Source organism: Halobacillus ihumii (assembly GCF_902726645.1).
GTDB classification, from domain to species: Bacteria; Bacillota; Bacilli; order Bacillales; family Halobacillaceae; genus Halobacillus_A; species Halobacillus_A ihumii.
Genome location: NZ_CACVAO010000001.1, coordinates 3,570,793 through 3,597,065, shown reverse-complemented (window position 1 = coordinate 3,597,065; position 26,273 = coordinate 3,570,793). Strand labels below are relative to the sequence as shown.

Here is a 26,273-nt window from a genome sequence, read left to right as displayed (position 1 = left end):
CGCTTACCCTCCTACAGCTGCGGCATATTTTCTTACATCGACAAAATAACCTTCCAAAGCAGCAGCGGCTGCCATCTCCGGACTAACGAGATGAGTCCTCGACCCATTCCCCTGACGCCCTTCAAAATTACGGTTGGACGTTGAAGCGCAGCGCTCGCCTGGTGGAACAATATCATCATTCATGGCCAGACACATGCTGCATCCCGCGTCACGCCATTCAAATCCGGCGGTTAGGAATATCGTATCCAGCCCTTCAGCCTCGGCTTGCTCTTTAACCGTTTGTGAACCAGGGACAACGAGGGCCCTGACGTTTTCATTTACTTTACCGCCCTTGACGATTTTCGCAGCTTTTTGTAAATCACTTAATCTCGAATTCGTACAGGAGCCGATAAATACGTGTTCAATAGGGATCGATTGGATCGACTGATTGGCTTGCAGCCCCATATAATCAAGGGCTCGCTGTACACTATCCCTCTCCTGCTCATCATCAAGTGCTGCCGGATCCGGTGTTGAGGCTCCTACCGGGACACCTTGTGATGGATTGGTTCCCCACGTCACTTGTGGTTCTACCTTAGTTGCGTCGATTTCAACGGTCGCATCATAAACAGCACCTGGATCTGACGCTAACGCTTTCCATTCGTCTGCAGTTGCTTCAAATTCCTCTCCATCAGGAACGTAGCGCTTCCCTTTTAAATACTCTACGGTCTTATCGTCAGGGCTGATCAGTCCGGCTCTTGCACCAGCTTCAATTGACATGTTACAAATCGTCATTCGCTCTTCCATCGATAAGTCCCTGATTGCTTCGCCAGTATATTCAATTACATATCCTGTGCCAAAACGAACACCGAATTTAGCAATAATAGCTAGAATCAAATCCTTGGCTGTTACTCCTGTACCGAGCACACCGTCCACTTTCACTTGCAGCGTTTTCGGAGAAGCCTGCCAAAGAGATTGCGTTGCTAATACATGCTCCACTTCACTGGTGCCTATGCCAAACGCTAACGCTCCAAAAGCTCCGTGTGTTGACGTATGACTGTCCCCGCACACGATCGTTTTACCTGGCTGCGTTAACCCAAGCTCTGGACCAATAACGTGCACAATCCCTTGATCCGGATGGTTGATATCAGCGAGGCGGATACCAAATTCCTCACAATTGCGCTCCAGTGTTTCCATTTGCTTTTTGGACACCGCATCTTTAATCACATTGCGATGAACCGTCGGGACGTTGTGATCCATTGTGGCATACGTTCGGTCCGGACGACGTACTTTTCGAGAACTCATCCTCAGACCCTCAAAGGCCTGAGGAGAGGTGACTTCATGAACCAAATGCAAATCAATATAGAGCAAATCTGGTTTATCTTCTTCTTGATGGACCACGTGCTGATCCCAAATTTTTTCAATAATCGTCTTCGGCTGACCCATGTTTAGACCTCTCCCTTCCCCAGCTAGACATAACATCGCATAATATTTTCCGTCGTATCATGTGAACTCATTTGTTCTGATACTTTTCGAGCAAGAGCACTTCCGCTTACTACAACCCCACCAGCTACCTTAAGGTCAGCTGTATGAAATTTATCCTGTAGCACAGCGTGAACAGCTGCTTCTACCTCATCCGCCTCTTCACTCATTTGAAAAGAATGACGGAGCATCATAGCTGCTGACAAAATAGCGGCGAGCGGATTAGCTTTATCCTGACCAGCAATGTCTGGTGCTGAACCATGGACGGGTTCATATAATCCGAGACCGTCCTGGCGAATACTTGCAGATGGCAGCATTCCAAGTGACCCTGTCAGTACGGAGGCTTCATCGCTTAAAATATCCCCAAACATATTTTCCGTAACCAATACGTCAAAATAGCCCGGATTTGTAATCAATTTCATCGCTGCAGCATCAACGAGCATGTGTTCTACTTCTACATCCGGATAGTCGTGTTTCTTCTCTTCCACGATTTCTCTCCACATTCGGCTTGATTCCAGCACGTTCGCTTTATCGACTGAAGTCAGATGGCGGCGCCGAAGCTGTGCACTTTGAAAGGCTTGATCAACGATCCGCTCAATCTCAGCTCGCGTATAAGTTAATGTGTCTACAACTTCCGTGTTGTCGTTGCGGCGCTCCCGCGGTTCCCCGAAGTAAAGACCACCTGTTAACTCCCTTACAATTAGCAAATCACTGCCTTCCACAACCTCTCGCTTTAGAGGAGAAGCATGTAAAAGCGATGGGAACCCTTTGACCGGTCGAAGATTTGCAAATAAACCGAGCTGTTTACGGATTCCAAGCAGTCCCTTCTCAGGGCGAAGGTGGCCGGGCAGATGATCCCATTTCGGTCCGCCTACTGCGCCCAACATAATTCCATCTGCTTTACGGCAGGCAGCTAGAGTATCTTCAGGAAGAGGAGTTCCTTGATGATCAATCGCAGCTCCTCCGATATCCTGTGTTTCAAACGTAAACGTATGACCAAACTGTTCTGCTGTCGTTTCCAGCACTTTCTTCGCCGCTTTCGTTACCTCAGGGCCAATTCCGTCACCAGGCAATTGAACAATATGCTTTTTCATTTGCTTTCCCTCCTTATGCTTGAACTTTTTTAACTTGCTGTTCATTGGATTGCAGTGTACGATTGACAGCATTTAAAAAGGCGTGAGCAGAAGCTTCCAATACATCTTGTGCGGACCCGCGGCCAGATGTTGTAACATCATTAACAGTCAGCTGCACGTACACTTCCGCAAGGGCGTCTCTCCCTTTGCCAATTGAGCTGAGCTGGTAATCTTGCAAGTGAACCTCTTCATCAAGCAGTTCATCCAATGTGTTGTAGATCGCTTCAACACTACCCTCACCTGTGCTCGCTTTCTCCGCTTCCTTGCCGTCAGGTCGCGTTAGCAGGATCGTAGCCGTTGGACGGTTGATACTGCCATATTGAACTTGAAATGCTTTCAATTCGTATTTCGCTACATCTTCGCTTTCCGTCTGTTTATCGGTCAGAATCGCAAACAAGTCCCCATCCGTCACTTCTTTCTTCTTGCCGGTCAAATCTTTAAACGAATGAAAAGCCTCTTTCAGTTTACTGTCTGTCAATTGGAATCCTAGTGATTCTGCCTTTTGCTTAAAGGCGTGACGACCAGAATGTTTTCCGAGAACAAGGTTATTGGAATCGATACCAACCATGTTAGGAGTGATAATTTCGTACGTCGTAGCTTCTTTCAATACGCCATCTTGGTGAATGCCTGATTCATGAGCGAAGGCATTGCGGCCGACGACTGCTTTGTTGCCCGGAATTTGCATACCGGTCAACTTACTGACGAGATCACTCGTTCTTTTGATTTCCTTCAAGACCAATCCTGTGTGAAAATCATAGTGGTCTTTCCGGATTTCAAGAGCTACGGATATTTCCTCTAGCGCGGCATTTCCGGCACGTTCACCAATCCCGTTAATCGTTCCTTCGATCTGCCCAGCTCCCGCTTCAATCGCAGACAGCGAGTTGCTGACCGCCATGCCGAGATCATCGTGACAATGAGCAGAAAGTGTGACCTGGTCGATATTTTTCACGTGCTCTTTTACATAATTGAAAAGTTTGGCGTATTCAACAGGAGTCGTATAGCCCACCGTATCCGGCAGGTTGATCACATCTGCTCCTGCCTCGATCACTTTTTCGATAATATGAACGAGAAAATCGTAGTCAGAGCGTGTTGCATCTTCAGCCGACCATTGAACAAATGGGAATTTCTCTTTCGCATAAGCAACTGATTCGACTGCTGTTTGCACAACCTCATCCGGTGTTTTTTTCAACTTATGCGTCATATGAATCGGTGACGTAGCCAGAAAGATGTGAAGCCGCGGCTCAGCGCCGTCTTTTAGCGCTTCCCATGCTGTATCAATGTCGCTTTTGTACGACCGGGCAAGGGCTGTGACGGAGCAATTTCGAACCGTGTTCGCGATTTCCTTGACTGCTTCAAAATCTTCCTGGGAGGAAGCGGGAAAACCCGCCTCCATTATATCTACACCCAGCCGTTCCAATTGTTTAGCAATCTCAATCTTCTCTAAACGATTCAAGTTCACGCCTGCAGATTGTTCCCCATCTCTTAGCGTTGTATCGAATACATTAACGTGAGCCATGTGTGACCACATCCTTTTCTTTTGATTGAGATTTCTTAACAAAAGGCATTAATTCACGTAACTCCTTCCCTACTTTCTCGATTTGGTGTTGGCTCTCGCGGGCATTCACGGCGTTAAATTCAGGACGATTTGCTTGGTTTTCAAGGATCCAGCCTTTCGCGAATTTACCGGATTGGATTTCATTCAGAACTTCCTTCATGCGAGCTTTTGTTTCTTCATTCACGACACGCGGCCCTGATACGAAGTCACCCCACTGTGCTGTATCTGAGATAGAATAACGCATGCCTTCAAGTCCGCCTTCATACATGAGATCAACGATCAGCTTCAACTCGTGCAGACATTCGAAGTAAGCAACTTCCGGTTGATAACCTGCTTCTGTCAGCGTTTCAAACCCTGATTTTACTAAGCTTGTAAGTCCACCGCATAGAACAGCTTGCTCTCCGAACAGATCAGTTTCCGTTTCTTCCTGGAACGTTGTTTCCAATACACCCGCACGACCGCTGCCGATTCCTTTTGAATACGCTAGGGCAACTTCGCGGGCTGACCCTGTCACATCCTGTTCCACACCGAATAGTGAAGGAACTCCTGCTCCTTCTACAAATGTACGGCGAACAAGGTGTCCTGGTCCTTTAGGAGCAACGAGGAAAACATCCACATTATCAGGAGCTACCACTTGGTTGAAATGAACGTTAAAGCCATGGGCAAAAGCTAAAGCTGATCCTGCTTTTAGATTTGGTTTGATCTGCTCTTCATACACTTTTGGCTGATGCTCATCAGGAAGCAGCACCATTACAACATCGGATTCAGCTACTGCGTCTGCGACTGTTTTAACTTCTACTCCGTCTTCTACGGCCTGATCCCATGATTTCCCTTTTCTCAATCCAACGACCACGTTATAACCGCTCTCTTTCAAATTCTGTGCGTGTGCGTGTCCTTGGGATCCGTATCCTACTACTGCAACCTTTTTGCTTTTTAGTACCTCATCTTTGATATCGTTGTGATAGTAAACTTGTGCCATTGTTCATTCATCCTTTCCGTTTTTTGGTTGATTTCGTAAAACTCTTGCTATATTTGAGAGTGTGGCTGATTTCTGCTCCAGCTGCTCGCTTTCCGAGGGGCGGGCGGTGAGTCGCCTCGGCGCTCTGCGCCTGCGGGGTCTCACCTGTCCCGCTTCTCCCTCAGGAGTCTCGCACCTTCCGCGCCAATCAACCTCTATATCATCGGTTTACTTTTCATAAACTCATCAATAAAAACAATTATTTTAGTAATGAGTAAGATTTAATTTCTGCTACTTGCTTTTGGTGGCCCCGGGTGAAGGCGGTTAAGCCTGTTCTCGCTAATTCCTTGATTCCGTATGGGCGAAGCAAGTCAATCAGTGCATCCACTTTGTCGGAGTTCCCCGTTACTTGAATCGTCGTATTCTCACGGCTGACATCGATCACCGTTGCTCTGAACGGTTCAATGATACCCTGGATCTCACTGCGAACTTGCGGATTGCTGATGACTTTCACCATTGCCAGCTCACGAGCGACGATTGCTTTATCTGTAATATCAGAAACCTTTAAGACATCTACTTGTTTATTCAGCTGTTTCGTCAACTGTTCAAGCTTTCGTTCATCCTCGATCTCCACCACAAAGGTCATTTTGGAAATGCCTTCTGTTTCGGTGCGGCCTACTGAAATGCTTTCAATGTTAAATTGCCGTTTAGCAAGTAAGCCGGTTACACGGTTTAACACACCGCTTCGATTGTGAACGATCGCTGTGACAATACGTTTCATCGTTTCACCCCGATCATTTCATGCAGCCCTTTTCCTGGTGCAATCATTGGATAGACATTTTCTTCTTGAATGACCCGGCAATCAATAACGGCTGGATGAGGATCATTTAATACCCTCGGAAGAATTTCCTCTACCTGTTCCCTCGAATCAAGACGATAGCCCGGTATCTGATAACTCTCCGCTAACTTTACAAAATCTGGCTGCGTTTCAATAATCGAATGAGAGTAGCGTTTATCATAAAAACTCTCCTGCCACTGTCTTACCATCCCTAACGCTTGGTTATTAACGATAACGACTTTAACAGGCAGCTTCCTTTCCTGAAGAAGCGAAAGTTCTTGCATCGTCATCTGAAAACCGCCATCTCCAACAACGGATACGACTTTCGCATTTGGATCGGCAATTTGTGCTCCGATCGCTGCCGGAAAGCCAAATCCCATCGTTCCGAGCCCGCCTGATGTGACCCAGCGATTAGGCTGGTGAAAACTGTAATACTGTGCAGCCCACATTTGATGCTGGCCGACATCGGTCGTTACAATCGAATCCCCGTTCGTATAGTCATGGACCTTTTTCATTAGCCATTGAGGTGCAATTTCGGAATCAAAGTCTTGATGCCATAGTGGGTATTCATCTTTATTAGACTGCGTTTTTTCGAGCCAGTCACTGTGTTCAAGTTTTCCAGAAGGGTGATGATTCAGCGCTTCTAAAGCAGTTTTTGCATCCGATACAATTGGAATATTCGTCGCAACGTTCTTACCAATTTCCGCGGGGTCAATATCGACATGAGCGACTTTCGCGTGTGGAGCAAAGTGCTGTAAATTCCCTGTCAGCCTGTCATCAAATCGTGCCCCGATGTTGATGAGCAAGTCACTTTCGTACAGCGCCATGTTCGCTGTATATGTCCCGTGCATCCCTGCCATACCTAGTGAGAGCCTGCTGCTGCCTGGAAAACTCCCTAATCCTAATAACGTTGTCGTTACCGGCAGTTCATAAGTCTCAACGAATTTGCTGAGTTCCTCTGATCCACCTGCATGAATGACGCCCGCTCCAGCCAAAACCACTGGCCTTTTCGCTTGCAGTAAGGCATCATGTAACTTTTTGATTTGCAGCGGATTCGGATTAAGTGTCGGCTGATAACCCGGTAAGTGGAAGCTTGCATCCACTTTTGCTTCGTGAACGGTTGAAGAAATATCTTTTGGGATATCCACTACAACCGGTCCCGGGCGCCCTGTTGTGGCGATATGAAACGCCTCTTTAACGACCCTTGGCAGCTCCTCGATGCGCTGAACCTGGTAGTTGTGCTTCGTAATCGGTGTGGTAATTCCCATCACATCCGATTCCTGAAAGGCATCGGTTCCGATCACTCCCTTGGCCACTTGCCCGGTGAAAATGACAACCGGCAGAGAATCCATCATTGCATCAGCAATTCCGGTAATTAAGTTGGTAGCACCCGGACCTGAAGTGCCGATTACAACTCCCGGACGCCCTGATACTCGTGCAAAGCCTTCAGCTGCATGAATTGCGCCCTGTTCGTGACGTGGCAATATATGATCAAATGACTCTCCAGCTCGGTAAATTGCATCATAAACCGGGAGTACAGCTCCACCCGGATATCCAAATAATGTATCAACCCCCTGTTCGATTAGTGCCTCTACTAACAAATCTGCTCCCGTACGTGGTGCTGTCTTCACGTTGTGAGTTGCTTCAGCCTTCATAGATTTTTAATCCCTCCTAAAAAGTAATAGTGTTGATCACTTTAGCTATAAAAAAAGACCTTTTCCTCCCTCTTATCTTCTACACAGATTGGTAGAGAGAAAGAGGGGTGAAAAGGTCTTCTTGTTATTCCACGGTACCACCCTCATTCGCGTACAATCGTACGCCTTAAGGAGCTTATCGTTTTCAAGCTCTCATTTTGATAACAGGTGTTTTTTTAACACCTGGTCCCACCTACTTAACGAAATCGTTCAGTCGGGACACTCAAGGATGATGTCAGAATAAGCAGCAATTCCGGGCTTCCAGCAACCCCGGCTCTCTGGGAAAGCTTGATCTTATTCCTTTATTCCTGTCTTCGAGTTTTTGGATTCAGTTGTTTACTAAATTTTGTTTCTAGCTTACTTGCTCTTTATTTTTAGACGGGTAAACTTGAACGCCATCAGTCGTCGTAATTTTTCTAAACTCAGATAGTAAATGGCTCGTAACGACTCCAGGCTTTCCGTCACCCACTTTTCGCTGATCCACTTCTACGACTGCAATCACTTCAGCAGCCGTGCCTGTTAAAAAGACTTCATCCGCCACATAAACATCGTGCCTCGTGAACGGTTCCTGCTTCATTTTATAACCTTTTTGCTCTGCAAGATCGATAATTGCATTGCGAGTGATGCCTTCCAACGCTCCAAGGTACACCGGAGGAGTGTAGATCGTGCCATTCTTAACAATAAAAATGTTATCCGCCGAACCCTCCGTAACATATCCTTGATCGTTCATCATAAGCGCTTCATCCACACCTACTTGATTGGCTTCCATTTTCACCAGGATATTATTTAAATAATTTAATGATTTCACTTGGGGAGGCAGTATATCTGGTCTGTTTCTGCGGCTTGATGCAGAAGCCAGGCGAACTCCCCGCTCATATAATTCTTTAGGAAATAAAGCAAGTGCTTCGGCAATGACAACCACTCGTGGCTCAGCACAGCTCGTCGGGTCCAGCCCGAGGTTGCCGGCGCCTCTAGAGACAACCACACGAATGTACGCCGTTTCCAGTTGGTTCTTGCGGACAGTTTCAGCAATAATCTGCTCCAGTTCCTCCTTTTCATATGGAATGTGAAGCATTACGGACTTTGCTGAATCATAGAGACGATTTAGATGCTCTTCCAGTTTGAAAATATTGCCGTCATAGACACGAATACCTTCAAACACCCCATCTCCATAGAGAAAACCATGGTCATAAACTGACACAACGGCTTCACTTTTGTCGACGTATTCGCCACTTAAATAAATCCACTGGCTGCTCATTCAAAGCACTCCTTTCTTTAGTAGTTTAATGTTTAAAATGGGCAAAGATACTAATTAATATGGGGGACCCTGTGTAAGAATTCCCTACATTTGTCAGGGTCCGGGGTCGGTCTTCCACATGAATCAACTAGGCGCAATCTTTTGAAAGCGATGAAGTTGATTGAGGACTACTTTAACTCCATTTTCGCAGAAGGTCAACAGGTTTTTAAAAAGTTTTCTGAACTATTAGATTATTCGCTTTTTAAGTTAAGCGTTTACATTCAAGCTATGAAAAGGATTCCGAACTATTTATTGTTTGAGTTTTTTTCTTATTTATCTCAAAAACCCAATTTATTTCTGCCCTCCTTTACCATGAGACAGCCCATCACAACTAGGCTTATCCTTCTTTTTTTGTCACAAAAATGTCACACGCATACTAAACGTGTGACTATTCTTCTGTATCGCTATCCTGTTTTGAAAAACCTTTACGTTTCTTAACGATCTCAAACAGGCCGGTTCCGGATAATCCAGCTCCGACACCTGCCCAAATTCTGAGCATCAGGCTCATATCTGTGAACGGAAATGCCGCGATCCCGGCTAATAAACCAACCCCCACACTTAATAGCGGAATATAGTTTTTAGGAATCCGAAACGCTTTTTTCACTACTTCAATGACGCCAAAGACAAATGGACTAATCACTGTCGTGAAAAGGAGAACCTGCTGCATGATTTCATTTTCCATGGTTCAATCCCTCTTGTTTCATGAATGTCAGGAAGTGTATAATTCCTGCCTTTACGTTATTCTATTCCTAATCCACAGTTGAGGAACTACCATTTGTCCTACCTCTGTCTCCTCATAATAAATTTTCTCATCACGGGCAACACTATAAGTAAATCAAATGATTTGAGGTGTTAGGATGGCACGTAGAAAAAGACAATACACTGATTTCTCAAATGTGGAAACACAGCGTAACTTTTTAATGTCTGAAGAGTTTGTGGAAGGAGCTTATGGAGCGCCGGTTAATGACAAAGCACCGGTTGAAAATAAGGAAACCCCATGGGAAGGTGATCAGCAGTTTTATAGCGCCTTCACCTACGAAAACCGCAACTTGCACCAGAATTTGCCGCGGCAAGTACCCGGGTCGCACCCAACGCATGACGAAAAAGGCAAAGATACAGAACAGCCTTATGAGGATGCCCCCAATTCTCCAAACACTTAAATCATGATGATTTACAAAGAGGGTCGAAAGCCCTCTTACATAATTTACTTTGATTGATTCGTCTGCTTGTCTTTATTCTTTTTCCAAGGAGGGTCCCCGTGTTGATGGATAGCTTGATTCACTTTATATACGGCCATTGGGATTAGAAAAGAAAGCGCCGTACAAACAATAATCATTGTGGTTGGGAACCGGCCTACAATATAATCCCACATGTGCTCTCCTCCACTTCAGTTACTCCTCTGTATCCAGTACAGAGCCTTCGCTTCTTACGACTGTATCTGTTTGAACAGTAATGGTACTTTGAGAAAAATAATTTTCTCCTGAATCCCAATCCTCCTTGATTGACATCCACAACTGATAGTCAGCCCTTTTTACATAACGGCCAAAATCGAATACATCAACTTGTAAATCCTCATGCAGCTTTTCTAAAGCGACCGCTGCCAATCGCTCAAGCTCCTTTTCTACTTTTTTCTCCACTTTAGAAACATTAGCAGGATCCTTGTAATCGATATTTGCAAACGATTCTGCAATCCTTCCTTCTGTTTCAATCGATACGTTAAACTTAATATCATCTTTCCCATTAATTTTTGGCACAATACTCGATTTAGCACGTCTAATCTCGTAAACGACCGATCGTCCTTCTACCTCAATCGTGACCGCCCCTCCTTGGACCTTTCCCTTAATTAAATTCAGTCCCTTGGTCTCCTCGCTGCTAAGAATATCTACCATTCTTTCGGAAGGGCCATGATACACAGCCGCCCGATTGATTTGGGGCTTTTTATCCTGTGAAGACATGGATATGAGAGGAACAGCTACACTTCTGCCAATCAGCAGATATTCATGAACCTCCCCAATTTCTAACGGAGGAGCAATCGCAATATTTTTACGTGCATTTTCTGTAATGGAAACAATGTGGGAAACTGGCAGCTTCTCGGTTGGAGATTTGAATTCGAACACACCCTTAGCTTGATCAGCGGCAATCAACACTTTCACGGTTCTCCGCATTTCATGATCGCGGAGAAAAAGGTCTAATATATTTGCAAACGCGTGAGGTATTTTTGCCGCTTCGCTTGAAATAATAATTAATTGGTTGTGTCCGAGATAGGGCGTTCGACTCGTTTCTGATGCCATATTTCTCGTGATATCAAACATGTTGCCCCCCCGAGCAGTCACGTTAAAAAAAGGCTTCTGCTGTCCGCTCTGCCCCTGGGCCTTCCCTCCTCCCATACCTCCAGGTGCTACGATTTGATAGGTTAAGGCAAAGGAAAGATCACCGTTTGAGGGAGCATTTTTCAGGTCAATCGCTGCACCAAGAACAAAACCGCGCTGCTCAATTTGAACTTGATCCCAGCATCCAGTAAGGAATACGAGGAATAGACTAGCCAGCATGATATTAAGTGTTCTTTTACCCATCTCCTCTTATCCCCCTAAACTTAGCCAGAATGAGCAATAATGCCGGAATAATGACCGAGACACAAATGCCCGTATATCCAAGACCCTCACTTACTTTTGCAAGCTGGAGTCGGTTTTGCGGCAGCATACCCATCAAGTAAATAACAGGCGCCAAAATAAGAACCAACTTTACTTTTTTCACCTTTTTAAAAAGAGAGTTTATGGCCATCACTGAAACGTCAAAGAATACAATGGATGACGTAAAAAGTGCCATCACCCATATGGTGAAAAATATAATTTCCATCCGTTCAAAAAACCCGCCTGGCACCTCCACTACTTTTGCTAATTCATTGGTAGGATAAGTGAGGTTTGCTGCTACAGTATTCGACATTACTCCAATGGCCGATAAATAAAGAAGTACATATAAAATAACCGGTACGCACATGCCGATCATACCCGCCTTAACGGCTTTTTTCGGCTTATTCATTAAGCCTGTATAAAATAACAAGACCCCCCACCCCATAAAAGACAGCAGCGTAGATTTTGTTCCTTGCAAGTATCCCTTCCAATCTGTTTTAAAAAGGGGCATTATATGGTTCACTTCAATAAGTGGCAGTGTCATCAATAAAACAATACATAATATGCCGATAATGATAGGGAGAAAAAGTTGATGCAATCGAAATAGGGCCACCCTGGAACCTGCAACTGCATACGTGACCACAAGCAGAAAAACGAAAGATAATACCTCTTTGGGGGTCGAAGCGAATAAGTACTGTTGCGATAACGTTGCAACGAAACGAATTTCATAAGAGGCAAAAACCATGAAGTATAATGCTATACATGCTGTTAGAACAAAGGCAAGCGGTTTAGAAACGAGTACGGAACTATACTCAAGAAACGACTGCTTCGGAAAGCGCGACGCCAGTTTTGCCACTACCCAGGTGAACAGAACCGCTATCCCGCCTCCCACGAGGATAGGCACCCATCCATCGGCAGTTACCGTATCTTCCGCCAAAACACGCGGTAAGGATAGAATGCCTGCACCAATGACAACAGAGGGGATCACATAACCGATTTCACTATTACCGATTTCTTCATCGGCATATTCAAATGACTTCATGATTTGCCCTCCTTATCGATCCGTGTATCATCTTCTGTTTGCATGAACTTAGGACGTTTGGTCATCATTGGGATCGGAAAGCGCAGCACCAAGTCTTTCCAATCTGATTTAAATCCAGGAGCAAACGGCGTAGAATAGGGAATCCCAAAACTTTTTAAATTGACAATATGAATATTAACGAGAATGTAAGCAAGAATAATCCCATAAAGGCCTAGAAAGGCTGCTGCAATCATGAATCCAAAACGCAACATCCGAATCGAAATCGCAAAACTATAACTAGGCAGTGAGAATGAAGCTATCGCCGTAACGGCCACAATAATCACCATAACCGGACTGACGATACCAGCGGACACAGCCGCTTCTCCAATGACCAAACCACCTACAATTCCAATTGTTTGACCGATAGGCTTAGGCAAACGGATCCCGGCTTCACGAAGGAGTTCCATCGTAAGTTCCATTAAAAAGGCCTCAATTACAGCGGGAAATGGGAGTCCTTCCCTTGTCGCCGCAATCGAAAAAGCCAGTTTTGACGGAATCAGCCCTGGATGATAAGAAACGAGTGCAATATACAAAGCAGGTAAAAAAACAGCAAGAAACGCAGCAAAATACCGTAACGTCCGCAGCAAGCTCCCGATCATCCAGCGTTCATAATAGTCCTCCGGGGAATGCATCATAGCCCCAAATGTAGCGGGGGCAATTAGAACAAATGGCGTCCCATCAAGCAGAATCGCCACCTTTCCCTCCGTCAGCGCCGCAGCCACCTTGTCCGGCCGCTCCGTATTATGCATCTGTGGAAAAGGTGATAGAAAACTATCTTCAATCCATTCCTCGATATAACCTGACTCCGGAGCATCATCTAAATCAATGGTCTCAAGCCTTCTGTTAACCTCTTTGATTAGATCCGGATGAACGATACCATCTATAAAAGCAACCGTTAAATTATTTTTTGAGCGTCGTCCAATTTGATGTGATTTAAACCGTAAATTTGCATCCCGAATACGACGGCGGATCAGCATCGTATTCGTCCGGATGTTTTCCGTGAATGCATCTCTCGGTCCGCGGATGGTCCCTTCAGAAACAGGCTGTTCAATGCTTCTGTCTTCCCAGCCTTTTGTATCGATAATTAATAACTCGTCTGTCCCATCAACGAAAAGTGCTGTTTCACCTGATAAAATAGCCAGTGATGCATCGTCTAGTGTCGTCACCTTTTTTACAGTGGCACTTGAAATGAAATGATACGACAATCTATCTAATAAGGCCGTTTCTGTCTCCTCAGATCCTTTCCTGATTTCATCGACTCCACTTTGGAGATTTTTCATAATACTTTCGTTTATTACTTTTGTATCGGTTAGACCATCTATATAAATAATGGCAAAAGCAGGACCCGTTTCTCCGATAACAAAAGGTCTGGTTATCAGATCGCCTGGCTGATCCAGCATTTTTTTAACCGTAACGATGTTCTGTTCCAAACTCGTTGACAATTCAATGGAGAAGTCCTCCTGCTTTGAATGATCTTGCTCTTTTGTCTTATTTCTTTTAGGTGATTTAAAAAACACGGACAATCCCCCTCACATAATAGAATTGTTGACCTACTATATAAGTTTTATACCTTGAGAATCTATCCATGATCGACAGTTTTCGCACCTTGAACCCAAGTAGTGGTATAACCCTCTGTAACCGGGAACCCTAAGGTTGACTTTTCAACTAAGATAGGAGCTATTAGGGATGAAATTTATCTATCTGACCACAGAGCTTTTGATAGGATTTGTTCTGCTTTTTATCATCGTGAAGTTTGTCGGTAAGAAAATTATTAGTCACATTACTCCCTTTACCTTTATCGCATCGATCGTGTTGGGCGAGTTATTGGGAAACGCCCTCTACGATCATAAAATTGGCGTCCTCTATATTATCTACTCTGTGAGCTTGTGGGGAGTGTTATTATTCCTGGTAGAATACCTTGGGCAAAAGTTTCTGCCCTTTCGAGGTGTTTCTGAAGGAAAACCGTCCGCTTTAATAAAAAATGGAGTTGTAGATCGGGAGGAATTAAAGAAAAACCGTATGAACCTGAATCAACTGCAGAGCTTGCTCAGACAAAGTGAAACCTTCTCCTTACGGGAAGTAGCTTTTTGTTATTTAGAAGCAAACGGGTCCATCAGTATCCTGAAAAAAACGAAGTATCAAAAAACAACACAAGGGGATTTCAATATGTCTATTACCTCCGTCCATGTCCCTGTCACCCTGATCCGGGATGGGAAAGTACTAAAGGATGAACTGGCTGATTTAGGTGTTGATGAAGTCTGGTTACAAACACAACTTAACGCCCAGGGTATTTCCGATCCCCAAACGATTTTCATAGCCGAGTGGCTGAAAGATGATGGGTTATTTGTGCAAACGTACTAATAAATCTTCACCACCTTATACCAGCACAACCTCATAAATCTGCTCAAACTCAATCGTTATGCGTTCATTGCCGGTGCTCATGCAGGACATCTTTTTTCTATGAGGGTCTAGATGCAATACCTTCGCTTTCCTATCGCTATAATTAAACCCATTGTAATAAGTGATCCTGACGAGTAACCCGTCTTGGATTGCACGCTGGAGAGCCAGCTCATTCTCCTCAGCCTGCTGTTCATCGATCATCTTCTTCGGAACTCCTTCATCTTCCTGCCAGACTTCTTTAATAAGTTCCACGTGTTCCGGCAGCATTAGCGATGTCCATTTGATTGTCCCTCTATCCCGATTTCGATCTTCCATTATTGTGCCTCCAATCGTCTTCGCTGCAGCATTAAAGGGGTTAGAGACAATATTCTAGCTTTTTTAAACGTTCGCACTTTTCTCCGTGAATAACAATAAGCAAGAATATCCTCCTCCCTGGCCTCAAGAACTCTGATGGTTCTTTGTGACATGTGGCCGTCTGCATCCAAATAAATCATTTCCAGCTTTTGTTTTTGTTCAATTGCACGAATCAGCAACCCTTTCATCTCTTTCACCCCTTTTAGGCGTAATGACCGCCGATTTTTTGACTGCGTTCAGGTATAATCCCGCCGCTCGTATAGCTGCTGGCTCGCAGCAAAGCTGTCGATCCATAGCGGTCACGAATCGTGTCCATCACAGCCCCGAGTGCTTTCTCTTTTGACCGATCTTCAAACAGGCTCAGCTGAACATCTGTTTCTTCTCCCAAATTGGTAAGGGCTACAGAAGCTCTCCTAATCTTGCTTGAGCCATCGTAAAACCGATTGAATAGACGCAGACACATATGGTAAACCTCCATCGTAGAATTTGTCGGCATCTGCACAGATAATGATCGACTGAACCCGCCCCCTGTTTCGGTTGAATAACCGATGCCCAGGTGTACAGTCCTGCCTTCCTTGTCATCATAACGGGCCCGCCGGCAGGCTTCTTCACACAGATCAAGCAGACAGGCAAAGATCTCCTCTTTTTGATAGTCCCTCAGCAAAGTAATTCCGTGGCCATATGATTTTTGTTCCGTTTTAACAAAATTTCCATAGACGGGACTGAGGTCAATCCCCCAAGCGTGCCAATATAATTGTTCACCCATGATCCCATAGTTCTTCTTCAAGTATTTCAACGGATGTTTCGCCAGCTGCCCGAGCGTCACAATGCCCATACGATTCAAGTTTCTCGTCATCCGTGAACCAATCCCCCATATTTCATGGATGTCACACGGCCATAACAACTCCTCGACATCCTCATAACGACATTCGGCAATCCCGTCACTCGCTTTTTTCGCATGAATATCCATGACCACTTTTGCCAAAAACTTATTATCCCCAATGCCGACGACACACTCAATTCCAAACTGTTCCCGAATCCGGGACTGAATCAGCTCAGCAATCTCATAAGGAGAACCATAAAGCGTCCGCAAACCGTTCACTGTCACCCATAACTCATCCACTGAATACACATGAATCGCTTCTTTGGGGACAAAATTCTTCATCATCTTTGTAATCTCTACAGATACAGCCAGATAGTCGCCCATATGCGCCGGAGCAATCACCAGCTCCGGGTCCTCCGGCAATTCAAAGAAGCGGCTGACATTACTGATTCCATGCTTCTTTTTTAGAGAAGGAGAAGCAGCCAGAACGATGCTGCCGCGCCTGCTTGTATCCCCCACCACGGCAAGCAATGCGGTTTTCGGATCAAGACCGCGCTTGACACACTCTATACTTGCATAGAAAGATCTCATATCAATGCACAAGACATCATTTCTAGGATAAATTGAATAGTCCATTATTCCTCACCTTTCGCACGAACATTTGTTCTTATTGTATGCCAGAAGCCTCACGTTGTATACAGGAAAGTTAATCCACTCTTAAAAAAAGCAGAATCGAAAAAGAGGAAAAGAAGCAGCAGATTCACGAAATCCGTCAAGATGAGAAGAACCATTTGGAAACTTTCAAGAAAATCTACATCATCCTGACAAGCAGACAACCTGTCCCTCAAATCACCTAAAGAATGCCCGAACACATATAGGGAGGGAGTCGCAGAAGCTTTTAAAGATGAACAGGAAACCGTCGACTTTTATTTAGAAATAGCCGACAAAGCACACGACATGTTCACCAAAGACTCCTTCAGACGCGGCGACAGATGAACAAAACCATGCAGTGTAGTTCCTCTATTTCTTAAACTAGTTCTAATTTTCTCCAGCCCCCCTCTTCGACAAAAGTACTTCCGAAGCGTTATAATAAAGGAAATAGATTAAATCATGGAGGGATCCTTATGATTGTTCGATTGTTATCTGCCTTCATGGTCGCAGCGGTGCTGTTAACGCTCCTTACCCTCTTTGTTCCACAATGGCTGAACGGAGCCTGGGTGGTACTATGCGGGCTGCTTGCGATCGGATTCGGCTATTTAGCCTTTGCGTATGTACGCAAGACGATGGCGTTATTAAAGAACTCTAAAGAAGACAATCAGAGCCTATAGCTCGGATAGCGAAAAAAAACACAACCTCATGCAGGGTTGTGTTTTTGTATTTAATCTTCTTCCTTATAAAAAATATCCAGCTTATCCCAGATATCTTCAAATTTCTCAAGACGCTCCTCTACTTCATTCCTTCTTTCCTTCCCAACCGCCGCTACCAGCGCATTGACTACACTGAAAGGCGCCACAAAAGAATCAATAAATGTCGGAAGCTGGCTTGAGGCTGTCAATGCCACATCCGCATGCGGAATGAGTGGGGATAACAAAGAGTCGGTAAGGGCGATCGTTGTCGCTCCCTGCTGTTTTGCGTAAGCTGCCATGTTGATCGTACTTCGTGTATAACGGGAGTAACTAATCGCGAAGACCACATCCCCTTTCCCTAGTTCGTATAACTGTTCCGCACTGTTTTCCACCGTCCCGACTCTTTCAGTGTTGCCTAGCAAAATACTTAGATAGTATTGAAGAAATACACCGAGTGAAGCGGCACTTCGATTCGCAGAAATATAAATAGTTTTTGCTTCAAGCAATGCTTCAACCGCTTGGAAAAAAGCTGTTTTATCCAGTTGCTCCATCGTCATGCGAATGTTTTCCTGATCATGGTGGAACATATCATAGATCGTCTGCTCTCTTCCTTCCCCCATTTCTGAAGACAACTTCAGTCTTTCTGTCGTGGACAGTTGCTGTTTAACAGCGTGCTGCATAGCCTGCTGAAATTCTGGGTAGCCGGAGTATCCTAGAAAGACAGCAAACCGCACGATCGTTGCCTCACTAACTCCAGCTTCCGCCGCCAGTTTAGCTACATTTAGAAATGGGACGGTGCTGGTATTTTCCAATACATAGGAAGCTATTTTCTTCTGTGATTTACTCATTAATGAAATTTTTTCAGCCATAAGCTGATAAACATTGTCTTCCATACTATATCGATTCCTTTACTATGAAATTCTTTAGCTATTTATGAAATATAAATTTCATATTAATTATATAAAAGAAATTAACTATTCACAAGTTTACTTTATCGATGTAAAATGAAGTATATATTTCATAATAAATAAAATAAGTAATATATTTTTCTGAAAGGTGGAGTGTTTATGCAAACCAAAAACGAAGCGTTAGCGGAGTTCCTAAACAGAACACCGAAATCCAAGGAGTTCTCAACAGCAGCCAAACATGTGATGCCCGGCGGTGTGACAGCCAATATTAAAGCCTTTGACCCTTATCCAATTATTATGGGCCAGGGCGCTGGCGCGTATCTATATGATATCGATGGTAATAAATATGTAGATTACCTCCTCTCATACGGCGCCCTCATGCTCGGACACGGCCATTCAGCCGTGACTCATGCCATCCAGTCCCAGATGGAGGATAACGGGACATTTTTATTCGGAACCCCGCACCGCCTTGAAGTAGAAATGGCGAACAAAATCATGCAGCACTACCCGAGTATGGAAAAGATTCGTTATACAAATTCAGGTACAGAAGCGACCCTTTTAGCCATCCGCATGGCCCATGCTTACACAGGCAAGCACAAAATTGCCAAGTTTGAAGGTCACTATCACGGAGGTTATGACCAAGTCCTCTTAAGCGTTAATCCTCCGATAGACAATGCCGGTCCCGCTGCGGAGCCGTCATCTGTTATTGAATCAAAAGGAGTCGACCCATATCATCAGGAACACACCATCGTCCTGCCATTCAACAACCTTGACGCTGCAGCAGAGATTTTACGGAAAAAGAAAGACGACATCGCAGCGGTAATCCTTGAGCCAATTCAGAGCGGATTTATCCCAGCGGAACAGGCCTTTATGGAAGGACTGCGTAAGGTTACAGAAGAGCTCGGCATCCTGCTTATTTTTGATGAAGTCAAGACAGGTTTTCGCATCGGGCTCGGCGGTGCTCAGGCTGCTTACGGGATCACACCTGATCTTACTACATTAGGAAAAGTAATCGGTGGCGGTTTTCCGGTGGGGATTGTAGGAGGAAAGCAAGACGTGCTCATGACGAGCGCTCCAACTTCCAACTCAGATGTGTTCGACTCCAGCCAAAGTAAAACCTCCCAAGCAAAAAATGTTTTGTTCCATAGCGGCACATACAACGGACACCCAACTATTCTAGCTGCCGGGCTCGCCACCATCCACGTCCTTGAACAAGAGATGGATCATGTTCTGGTCACAACCCGCCAGTTGAAAAAAGGAATCAGCGAACTGTTTGCGAAACACGGAATTTCCATGCAGACAATTGGTCTCGGATCTATTTTCAATGTAGTCATCACCGATAAAGAAAAGATACAGAACCATCGGGAATTTCAACAAGCAAATTTTTCGATGAGAAAACAGTTGGATTTTCTTTTGCTAAACGAAGGTATTTATACGAAGCCGTTAAATCGCTACAGTTTATCGACGGTTCACGGGGAAAAAGAAGTGCAGGATACACTTGCCGCTTATGAACAAGCCTTGTCAAAACTCAACTGAGAGTAGAGCATCCATAACTACTGCCAGGCGGACCTTAATTTTAGTTACGGCGTTATGTTTGTGCGTTAAGTCGTTATGACGTCGAGTTAGGGAAGTATCTATTTGAGACAGGTCGCTATATTTTTGAGACAGGACGTTATCGCATCACGTCAGGGAGCTATCTAAAAACATGCTGATAATAAGGTGAGGCGAATCCACCACTCTCTTTTTTGAAAATGGAAATGAAAGGATGACCTGAGGTGGTAATTATATGTAAAAAGGTTGTCCTTTAAGTGGTTTACACTTTTGGGACAACCTCATTTCTTCACACCTTCTTTAAAATGATTCATAACGGACGATTTCATCTCTCGGTACGTGGTTTTTTGGCTTTGGAGTTTGGTCTGGATACCCGAGTCCTAGTCCCGCTACAATACGACATTCCTCAGGGATCCCGAGGAGTTTTCTTACATGCGTTTCCCGCTCAGCGGATTCTTGCTGATCCTGTGCATGGTAGATGGCTCCGAAGGCTGAACCAAGACCCACTTCAACAGCCTCAAGCCAGATAAACGCACAGGCAAATGAAGCATCCTGCAGCCAATATTTGCTAATTTCTGGTTTTCCGGCCACCACAATAGCTGCCTGGGCTTCTTTCATCCAAGCCATATAGGGGGTGGTCTCCGCTAACTTATCCAATGTTTCCCGTTCCTTCACCACAATCAAATGTTTAGATGGAAGATTATTGCCTGTCGGGGCAAAAACTCCCGCATCCTCCACTTGACGCAAGATATCATCAGGAATCGGTTCATCCTTATAAGATGTAATTTCTCTTCTTGCCTTGATGGCTTCCAAGACCTCCATACTTATCTCCTCCATTTGGAAAGAAAGGTTCTTCAGTTCTATACCCTGTTGCAGCCTATGGAAACTCGTTCAATACGCTCGGAACAACACCTTCCCGTCGATCGTTTTCCGCTCCACTTTTCCATTTCCTTCTAAATGAATCAACCGAGTGAGTGTTGCCATGAAAGGACTTAAGAATAAAATAATATGTAACGTTCCATACATAGCCTGACAGACGTCATGGGCTGTGCTCCATTGATTTTGAACCCTATCCAACACTTCTTGAAGGCGTTGATCATGCCTATTCCTGACCTCATCAACCCGCTCAGCTAAATGATCGATCGCCTCCCCATGACCAGGCAGCGCAACACGAGCGCGATAAGGCTTGATCCCTTCCAATGAATCGTAATATTCCCGTAAGACATCACTTTCCTCACCCAGCCAAAGCCCGATCACAGGGGAAATATGATTTAATAAGTGATCGCCAATAATCATCACTTGCTTCTCTTCATTGTAAAAACAAACGTGATCCCAAGCATGACCTGGCGTCCAAATCGTCTCATAAATATCGTCGCCCAACTGAATCTGATCGTTTTTCTCAAAAAAACCATCGGGTTCGAAATCGTAAATAAACGAATCATCAGCCATTTCCTCAGGAACTCCGGGACCACCGTGACGTTTGACTAAACGATCAATGTTGCGCCTGACATTTGTTTCACGGCGTTTCTTCATTTCACCGTAACTGATCGTTGAGGTATAGACAGGAACACCTTTCTCCTGCTGAAACCACCTTGCAAGCCCAATATGATCCTGGTGAGTATGCGTCAATACAACTTTTTCGATCGCCACCCCTGATTTCAGCAATTCCTCCCAGCCCGCCTTGGCCTCTTCAGAGTATGTGCCTGTATCAATGACGGTGTAACCCCGCTCACCTTCGATCAAATAACAATTCACTTCTTGCATCCCTGATGGAAACTGAACCACCAGTTTGTAGATCCCTTTTGTCATTTCTTCCAGCATACAGCTTTCCCCTTTAAACAAACTCGTTCTAGAGTAAAATATAAGTAATTCCTATTACTGGTAACTTTAGCTGTTTTGCACCGCCTTCGTCAATTAGTCTGTCTGACAATTCAAAAAGTACAAGCACGCACGCTTCCGAAAGCCCTGTTTCCGTATGATTTCAAGCCTCTTAGGAAAATCTAAAGGTCAGGAGGGATTATGATGAACCGAGAATACTTATCCGTTGAGGAATTTAACGAATTGCTGCAGCAGTGGAGCGGTAAAACCATTAAAGTGACAAAACAAGAACTCGAAGATCACGACGAAACTTTGATGCAGCTGGATTCAATCTCATATGAGACCAATACGAGGCGACTCGATGAGTACGAACCGATGCATGCTCTGCAATTAAATGGAACGGGAACCACTCAAACAGAATCACCCGCTCCCCAGCCGCTCCCGTCATCTTTTTACGAAATACCGCTAGAGGACACGAGCTTGTACCAATTTGACGATACACGCTTCTCGTTAATCACAGAGCGCGGAACCTATATAATTGAACTGATCGATCAATAGAAACGCAAAAATCCCCTTCTGCACCTATGAATGGGGATTTTTGCAAGTCAACAGCTATTCTTTTTTGACAACGGGGATCCAAATTTCACTTGTAAAAGTTGGGGATGTTATATCCATATGCTCGTTCCACAATATTTCCGGCCCCTCTGTTTGTTCGTAAGTCGAGGACGGAAACCATTCCGAATAAATGCGTCCCCAAACGTTTTGCAGCGTATCAGGGAACGGTCCGACCGCTTCAAATACTGCCCACGTTGAGGCTGGTACTTCAAGCTGGGCGAAGTTTTCCGGAGCCTCCTTTGTCGTGGCGACGCCAATATAATGGTCAAGTTCCCCTTTTTCCTCCATCCTGCCTTCAGAAAAGTTCGTCGATGCCTGAATCAATCCGGCTGGTTCCACATTAGAAAGATCTTTAAGTTTATCAATAGCCTCTTTACTTAACGTTTTCCACATCGCTGTAATCTCCGGATTTTCTCCCTGAAAAATGATCGGAACCCTTTTCTGTCTGCCAACAATCCGAAATGGTTGTTTTTCTTCAATTCGATAGTTCATTTCTTCTCCTCCTTGAATGGCTAATTGAAAGGTCATTCGCGGATAAGCTTTAAGAGAATGGCCATTTTTTCTAGCTTCAGATGGGGTAAGGCCATGAATATTGAAAAAAGCTCTGGAAAAGGAATCTGGTGAGTTATATCCATATTTTAAAGCTATATCAATAACCTTTTCCTGACTGTTTTTAAGCTCGAATGCTGCCAGTGTCAGTCGTCTGCGGCGAATATATTCCGATAACGACACACCAGCTAAAAACGAAAACATTCGCTTGAAATGATACTCCGAACAATACGCACGTCTTGCCGTTTCTTTCAAATTAACCTCGTCTAGAAGATGTTTTTCAATATAATCGATAGCTTCATTCATACCTTTTAGCGAATCCATTAGCTGACCTCCTTCCTTTAAAGAGTAACAAGAGTCCGATGACGCCTTCCCGACATTTCGTGCTTCGTTGTGCAGGATTACGGGTATAAGAAAAATAATACGTTTTTCTGAGCAATGAACGTCGACACAATTCTTGTAACCTGGATACAGGGAAGGGAGTGCTCATCATTTTTAAATCGATTGAGGAATTTAATGGCGAAGTCGCACGAGTCCTTGACGCAATTCAGCAGTATCCTAAGCAAGTCGACCGCTGGCAAGGACACCTAAGTGAAGAATCCTTTTATGATATCCTTGAACACACGCTCAAAAACCGTCTCGCCTCAGGTTTCGGCTTAAACAAAAGGCTAGATGATTTTCTGGATGTCTCTTTATCTGATCCCCGAGTCACGCAGGCAGGTTTAGCGTTCCTCAAGCAGCATGTCTAAGCGTGCGGATATGAAATAGGGATCTCCATCAAACGTAAAAGAACCGTTTACATATAAAATAGAAATGACACGAGCTGACCTTAGCAGGAAATCGTGTCATTCTGGACTTATAGCTATGCTAAAAAACTATTTATCTCTCTCTGGTTCAATAAGGTCGGTATCTTCAGGTATGTTACCCAACTGCCTGCTCATCGATACAATTTGCCCTTTGTGATGAAACTCATGAGTAGCTACATGAGTGTAGAGCCAAAGAGGAGTTAACTCTTCTTCCTCCTCTTTCCATGACACAGGACCTGAGATACCAATGTTCCACTGGCCTTCAAACTCTTCCAGAAACTCATAGACAAGCCGATCTACTTTTTCGAAAATCCCCCTCATATCTTCCACATTCCCAGCCAGTTCCGGCGTTACTAATGTAAGGCCTTTTTGCAGACCAAAGTTACCAAGCCAAGATTGATAACATTCCGCAACGTGTACATGCAGGTTTCGTATCGATCCCCAGCCGAATTGATCAAGTTCACACATATAATCTTCTGCTGTTATCGTTTCACAATATTGAAATAGTTTTTCTCTTGTAAACCGAATCCATTCGTATTGTTCTTTCAAAACATTCATTGCTTCACACTCCCAATTTTTGAAGAATCTAACTACCTTAATAAAGCTCAATGGAGTTGGAATTGTTTTTTAAAACAATCCTCTGTTTCTCATTTCATCTATAATAACGTTCACGATAACCTCTGATGATAAATCACCATTAATTACGAAATCAGAATTTGGTTTTATCGACTTTTCCATTTCCAAATACCCTTTTCTTCCGTGATTCAGATAAAAGTTTAAATCATTATGAACATGAAGAATTGAATCACCAGGATAATCCCTTAATAGTCGTCTCACCATTGCTACATCTAAGGAAGTATCAATATAAACAGAAAAATCAATAAATTCCCGCATTGCTTTATTTTTATAAGAGAAAGGATAATCAAGTAGAATATATGTAGGCGGCTTTTCAGCATAATGGAGTAAATGTTGTACATCTAATATGAGAGGTTCTAGGTTCCACTCATTATAATCTGCTCCCTTTTCTACCCATTCAATTAAATCCTCTGGCGAATTCTCAAAGGTGTACTCATCAAAAAATAAGCTCACTACATTATGTAACTCCTCTTCTAAGCCTTTCGTAACCGTAGTCTTGCCCCCACCGGATACTGCTGCAATTGAGATGACTTTTGGTCTCCGATCCAATCGTTTCATATGTTTACTCTGGCCTGTTATTTAACTTTAATAAATTACGTGAATTTCCAATAACACCTATAAAACCTGATACCGCAAACGCTATAGGAACAAGCAATAAGTCAGCAGTCGATGAGGCTTCAACCAGTAAGCGGTATAAACCAAAAAAACATACAAGAAGAGAGCCTATTAATCCAATCACCGATTTCATTTTTTTATCCATCTTAAGCACTCCCCCTGCTTTAATAAAACTTCCTCCGGTCTCACAAAAATAGCTACACTTCTGATACCAACTATATTTTACCATATTTTGGACGACATTTTCTCATAAGATCTTCAAAAAGGTTACAACTTATTCGAATAATAGGAAATACTTTGTTACTGTGAAGATAATGAGGTTAACCAAAAAGACGGAGGGATCGATTTTGACTAAAGCTATAGATATAATCACAGCAGTTGTAGTAGTAGGTATTATTATTGCACTCGCTTTTCAAGTAATAATCAGTACATTTTTAATGCCAGATGGCTTCTACATAATGGACTTATTCATTTCGTGATTACGACCTTTTGACCTCTCAATATTAAAAGAAGTATTCATTCATCATATTTACGCTCCAGAAGATCTAATATAATGTAATCCCTAATTTATAACCTTAAATAGGTAAATAAAGAGGTGTTACATGATCACATCAGCTTGTTACCCTATATGCCCATACTCTACCCAAATAAATTTCAAGGCCGTGGTTGATACACTTATCCCATCCAGTATCATGGCATACTCATCTGGTTGGACGTTTCAATATGGCAGTGTGGACTTGTGTACTTGGGAATACCTTATGATGTCTTTTGACAGTCTGCCAACACCACTAGCAAACGAAACCTCCCACCTTCTAGATTTCGCAGCTTTTCACCTCTATAAGGAACGCCGCCATTTACCTTTCCCTGCTTGCGAAGGTCTTTTTTCAACGTTATCCAGGGAGGACCGACGCGTCGCCCTGGACCGTTTACTAAATCTGCAGATTCCTCTCGACACGCTTCCAGTTCCTTTTAAAAATGATCATGTCCTCATACAGATCACCGTCGATTCTATCTATCAATTAACATATTTCGGCTATTATTCTGAATGGTATGGATATGGGGTTACTCGCTGTAATCCACCGAGCTTCAGGCATCTTTGTACGTATCCAGTCGGCTGGTCCTATACGGAATATCCCGGACCGTCTTTTGGCTATCGAGATTTCAGAGGTTACCTATTACAAATGCAAAACTTAAAATCGGAGTGATTT

29 protein-coding genes are annotated in these 26,273 nt (G+C 44.0%); 7 read left to right on the top strand and 22 right to left on the bottom strand.

Annotation, left to right across the window (positions count from 1 at the left end; genetic code table 11):
* Nucleotides 1-3 precede the first annotated feature (3 nt).
* The 8 genes from leuC to G6R08_RS17940 form a co-directional block, all read right to left on the bottom strand.
* Entirely contained in the window at nucleotides 4-1,422 is a 1,419-nt protein-coding gene (gene leuC / locus G6R08_RS17975; RefSeq protein ID WP_163529920.1) for a 3-isopropylmalate dehydratase large subunit, read from the bottom strand.
* Nucleotides 1,423-1,445: 23 nt separating this feature from the next.
* Complete coding sequence (gene leuB / locus G6R08_RS17970; protein ID WP_163529918.1) at nucleotides 1,446-2,552, bottom strand: 3-isopropylmalate dehydrogenase; 1,107 nt, start codon at nucleotides 2,550-2,552, stop codon at nucleotides 1,446-1,448.
* A gap of 13 nt (nucleotides 2,553-2,565) precedes the next feature.
* The gene (locus tag G6R08_RS17965; protein ID WP_163529916.1) at nucleotides 2,566-4,107 is read right to left on the bottom strand and encodes a 2-isopropylmalate synthase; all 1,542 of its coding nucleotides are present in this window, start codon (nucleotides 4,105-4,107) and stop codon (nucleotides 2,566-2,568) included.
* Entirely contained in the window at nucleotides 4,094-5,125 is a 1,032-nt protein-coding gene (ilvC, locus tag G6R08_RS17960; protein ID WP_163529914.1) for a ketol-acid reductoisomerase, read from the bottom strand. The genes G6R08_RS17965 and ilvC overlap by 14 nt, the downstream gene beginning before the upstream one ends.
* Nucleotides 5,126-5,363: 238 nt before the next feature.
* Nucleotides 5,364-5,885: an acetolactate synthase small subunit gene (gene ilvN, locus G6R08_RS17955; RefSeq protein WP_079529484.1), complete on the bottom strand. Its 522-nt coding sequence runs from the start codon at nucleotides 5,883-5,885 to the stop codon at nucleotides 5,364-5,366.
* Nucleotides 5,882-7,597 (bottom strand): biosynthetic-type acetolactate synthase large subunit, encoded by a 1,716-nt coding sequence (gene ilvB, locus G6R08_RS17950; RefSeq protein ID WP_163529912.1) that lies wholly within the window; start codon nucleotides 7,595-7,597, stop codon nucleotides 5,882-5,884. The genes ilvN and ilvB overlap by 4 nt, the downstream gene beginning before the upstream one ends.
* 391 nt (nucleotides 7,598-7,988) lie before the next feature.
* Nucleotides 7,989-8,894, bottom strand: coding sequence for a branched-chain-amino-acid transaminase (gene ilvE / locus G6R08_RS17945; protein WP_079529482.1), 906 nt, complete (start codon nucleotides 8,892-8,894; stop codon nucleotides 7,989-7,991).
* Between the two features lie 427 nt (nucleotides 8,895-9,321).
* A complete protein-coding gene (locus G6R08_RS17940; RefSeq protein WP_240339769.1) occupies nucleotides 9,322-9,615 on the bottom strand; it encodes a holin in 294 nt (97 codons plus the stop codon).
* A gap of 175 nt (nucleotides 9,616-9,790) precedes the next feature.
* Between G6R08_RS17940 and G6R08_RS17935 the strand changes: the two genes are divergently transcribed.
* A complete protein-coding gene (locus G6R08_RS17935; protein WP_163529910.1) occupies nucleotides 9,791-10,093 on the top strand; it encodes a hypothetical protein in 303 nt (100 codons plus the stop codon).
* A gap of 44 nt (nucleotides 10,094-10,137) precedes the next feature.
* On the opposite strand, the gene G6R08_RS22005 is transcribed toward G6R08_RS17935, so the two are convergent.
* The 4 genes from G6R08_RS22005 to G6R08_RS17920 are packed head-to-tail and all read right to left on the bottom strand — an operon-like array spanning nucleotide 10,138 to nucleotide 14,161.
* On the bottom strand, nucleotides 10,138-10,305 hold the full coding sequence (locus G6R08_RS22005; RefSeq protein WP_205439437.1) for a hypothetical protein: 168 nt from the start codon (nucleotides 10,303-10,305) through the stop codon (nucleotides 10,138-10,140).
* A 19-nt stretch (nucleotides 10,306-10,324) separates the two neighbouring features.
* Nucleotides 10,325-11,506, bottom strand: coding sequence for a Ger(x)C family spore germination protein (locus G6R08_RS17930; protein WP_163529908.1), 1,182 nt, complete (start codon nucleotides 11,504-11,506; stop codon nucleotides 10,325-10,327).
* The gene (locus G6R08_RS17925) at nucleotides 11,499-12,605 is read right to left on the bottom strand and encodes a GerAB/ArcD/ProY family transporter (protein ID WP_163529906.1); all 1,107 of its coding nucleotides are present in this window, start codon (nucleotides 12,603-12,605) and stop codon (nucleotides 11,499-11,501) included. The genes G6R08_RS17930 and G6R08_RS17925 overlap by 8 nt, the downstream gene beginning before the upstream one ends.
* On the bottom strand, nucleotides 12,602-14,161 hold the full coding sequence (locus G6R08_RS17920) for a spore germination protein (protein ID WP_240339768.1): 1,560 nt from the start codon (nucleotides 14,159-14,161) through the stop codon (nucleotides 12,602-12,604). Before G6R08_RS17920 ends, G6R08_RS17925 begins: the two co-directional genes overlap by 4 nt.
* A gap of 169 nt (nucleotides 14,162-14,330) precedes the next feature.
* Between G6R08_RS17920 and G6R08_RS17915 the strand changes: the two genes are divergently transcribed.
* A complete protein-coding gene (locus tag G6R08_RS17915) occupies nucleotides 14,331-15,005 on the top strand; it encodes a DUF421 domain-containing protein (protein ID WP_163529904.1) in 675 nt (224 codons plus the stop codon).
* Nucleotides 15,006-15,020: 15 nt separating this feature from the next.
* Here G6R08_RS17915 and G6R08_RS17910 read toward each other — a convergent pair whose 3' ends face one another.
* The 3 genes from G6R08_RS17910 to G6R08_RS17900 are packed head-to-tail and all read right to left on the bottom strand — an operon-like array spanning nucleotide 15,021 to nucleotide 16,857.
* Entirely contained in the window at nucleotides 15,021-15,359 is a 339-nt protein-coding gene (locus G6R08_RS17910) for a YolD-like family protein (protein ID WP_163529902.1), read from the bottom strand.
* Entirely contained in the window at nucleotides 15,359-15,586 is a 228-nt protein-coding gene (locus tag G6R08_RS17905; protein ID WP_163529900.1) for a WYL domain-containing protein, read from the bottom strand. The genes G6R08_RS17910 and G6R08_RS17905 overlap by 1 nt, the downstream gene beginning before the upstream one ends.
* Before the next feature lie 14 nt (nucleotides 15,587-15,600).
* Nucleotides 15,601-16,857, bottom strand: coding sequence for a DNA polymerase IV (locus G6R08_RS17900; RefSeq protein WP_163529898.1), 1,257 nt, complete (start codon nucleotides 16,855-16,857; stop codon nucleotides 15,601-15,603).
* 488 nt (nucleotides 16,858-17,345) lie between these two features.
* Between G6R08_RS17900 and G6R08_RS17895 the strand changes: the two genes are divergently transcribed.
* Nucleotides 17,346-17,549 (top strand): hypothetical protein, encoded by a 204-nt coding sequence (locus G6R08_RS17895; protein WP_163529897.1) that lies wholly within the window; start codon nucleotides 17,346-17,348, stop codon nucleotides 17,547-17,549.
* A gap of 50 nt (nucleotides 17,550-17,599) precedes the next feature.
* Here G6R08_RS17895 and G6R08_RS17890 read toward each other — a convergent pair whose 3' ends face one another.
* Nucleotides 17,600-18,460, bottom strand: coding sequence for a MurR/RpiR family transcriptional regulator (locus G6R08_RS17890; RefSeq protein WP_163529895.1), 861 nt, complete (start codon nucleotides 18,458-18,460; stop codon nucleotides 17,600-17,602).
* Between the two features lie 174 nt (nucleotides 18,461-18,634).
* On the opposite strand from G6R08_RS17890, the gene G6R08_RS17885 reads away from it, so the two are divergent.
* Nucleotides 18,635-20,011 carry an aspartate aminotransferase family protein gene (locus G6R08_RS17885; RefSeq protein WP_163529893.1) on the top strand — a complete coding sequence of 459 codons (1,377 nt, stop codon included), beginning with the start codon at nucleotides 18,635-18,637 and terminating at the stop codon, nucleotides 20,009-20,011.
* Between the two features lie 315 nt (nucleotides 20,012-20,326).
* On the opposite strand, the gene G6R08_RS17880 is transcribed toward G6R08_RS17885, so the two are convergent.
* Both G6R08_RS17880 and G6R08_RS17875 read right to left on the bottom strand, forming a co-directional pair.
* Nucleotides 20,327-20,848 carry a nitroreductase family protein gene (locus tag G6R08_RS17880; protein ID WP_163529891.1) on the bottom strand — a complete coding sequence of 174 codons (522 nt, stop codon included), beginning with the start codon at nucleotides 20,846-20,848 and terminating at the stop codon, nucleotides 20,327-20,329.
* A 69-nt stretch (nucleotides 20,849-20,917) separates the two neighbouring features.
* Entirely contained in the window at nucleotides 20,918-21,847 is a 930-nt protein-coding gene (locus G6R08_RS17875; RefSeq protein WP_163529889.1) for an MBL fold metallo-hydrolase, read from the bottom strand.
* Between the two features lie 198 nt (nucleotides 21,848-22,045).
* On the opposite strand from G6R08_RS17875, the gene ymzB reads away from it, so the two are divergent.
* The gene (gene ymzB, locus G6R08_RS17870; protein WP_240339767.1) at nucleotides 22,046-22,402 is read left to right on the top strand and encodes a protein YmzB; all 357 of its coding nucleotides are present in this window, start codon (nucleotides 22,046-22,048) and stop codon (nucleotides 22,400-22,402) included.
* Nucleotides 22,403-22,456: 54 nt separating this feature from the next.
* Here the strand turns inward: ymzB and G6R08_RS17865 are convergent, their stop codons facing one another.
* Nucleotides 22,457-23,332, bottom strand: coding sequence for an AraC family transcriptional regulator (locus G6R08_RS17865; protein ID WP_163529887.1), 876 nt, complete (start codon nucleotides 23,330-23,332; stop codon nucleotides 22,457-22,459).
* 158 nt (nucleotides 23,333-23,490) lie between these two features.
* Here G6R08_RS17865 and G6R08_RS17860 point away from each other — a divergent pair, with 158 nt between their 5' ends.
* Nucleotides 23,491-23,757, top strand: a complete 267-nt coding sequence (locus tag G6R08_RS17860) for a hypothetical protein (RefSeq protein ID WP_163529885.1) — start codon at nucleotides 23,491-23,493, stop codon at nucleotides 23,755-23,757.
* 126 nt (nucleotides 23,758-23,883) lie between these two features.
* Here the strand turns inward: G6R08_RS17860 and G6R08_RS17855 are convergent, their stop codons facing one another.
* The 3 genes from G6R08_RS17855 to G6R08_RS17845 all read right to left on the bottom strand — a co-directional run bounded on the left by G6R08_RS17855 (nucleotide 23,884) and on the right by G6R08_RS17845 (nucleotide 25,210).
* Nucleotides 23,884-24,372, bottom strand: coding sequence for a DinB family protein (locus G6R08_RS17855; RefSeq protein WP_163529883.1), 489 nt, complete (start codon nucleotides 24,370-24,372; stop codon nucleotides 23,884-23,886).
* Nucleotides 24,373-24,441: 69 nt separating this feature from the next.
* Nucleotides 24,442-25,008: a nucleoside/nucleotide kinase family protein gene (locus G6R08_RS17850; protein WP_163529881.1), complete on the bottom strand. Its 567-nt coding sequence runs from the start codon at nucleotides 25,006-25,008 to the stop codon at nucleotides 24,442-24,444.
* A gap of 4 nt (nucleotides 25,009-25,012) precedes the next feature.
* Nucleotides 25,013-25,210 (bottom strand): hypothetical protein, encoded by a 198-nt coding sequence (locus tag G6R08_RS17845; RefSeq protein WP_163529880.1) that lies wholly within the window; start codon nucleotides 25,208-25,210, stop codon nucleotides 25,013-25,015.
* Between the two features lie 457 nt (nucleotides 25,211-25,667).
* On the opposite strand from G6R08_RS17845, the gene G6R08_RS17840 reads away from it, so the two are divergent.
* Nucleotides 25,668-26,270 (top strand): hypothetical protein, encoded by a 603-nt coding sequence (locus G6R08_RS17840; protein ID WP_163529878.1) that lies wholly within the window; start codon nucleotides 25,668-25,670, stop codon nucleotides 26,268-26,270.
* Nucleotides 26,271-26,273 lie beyond the last annotated feature (3 nt).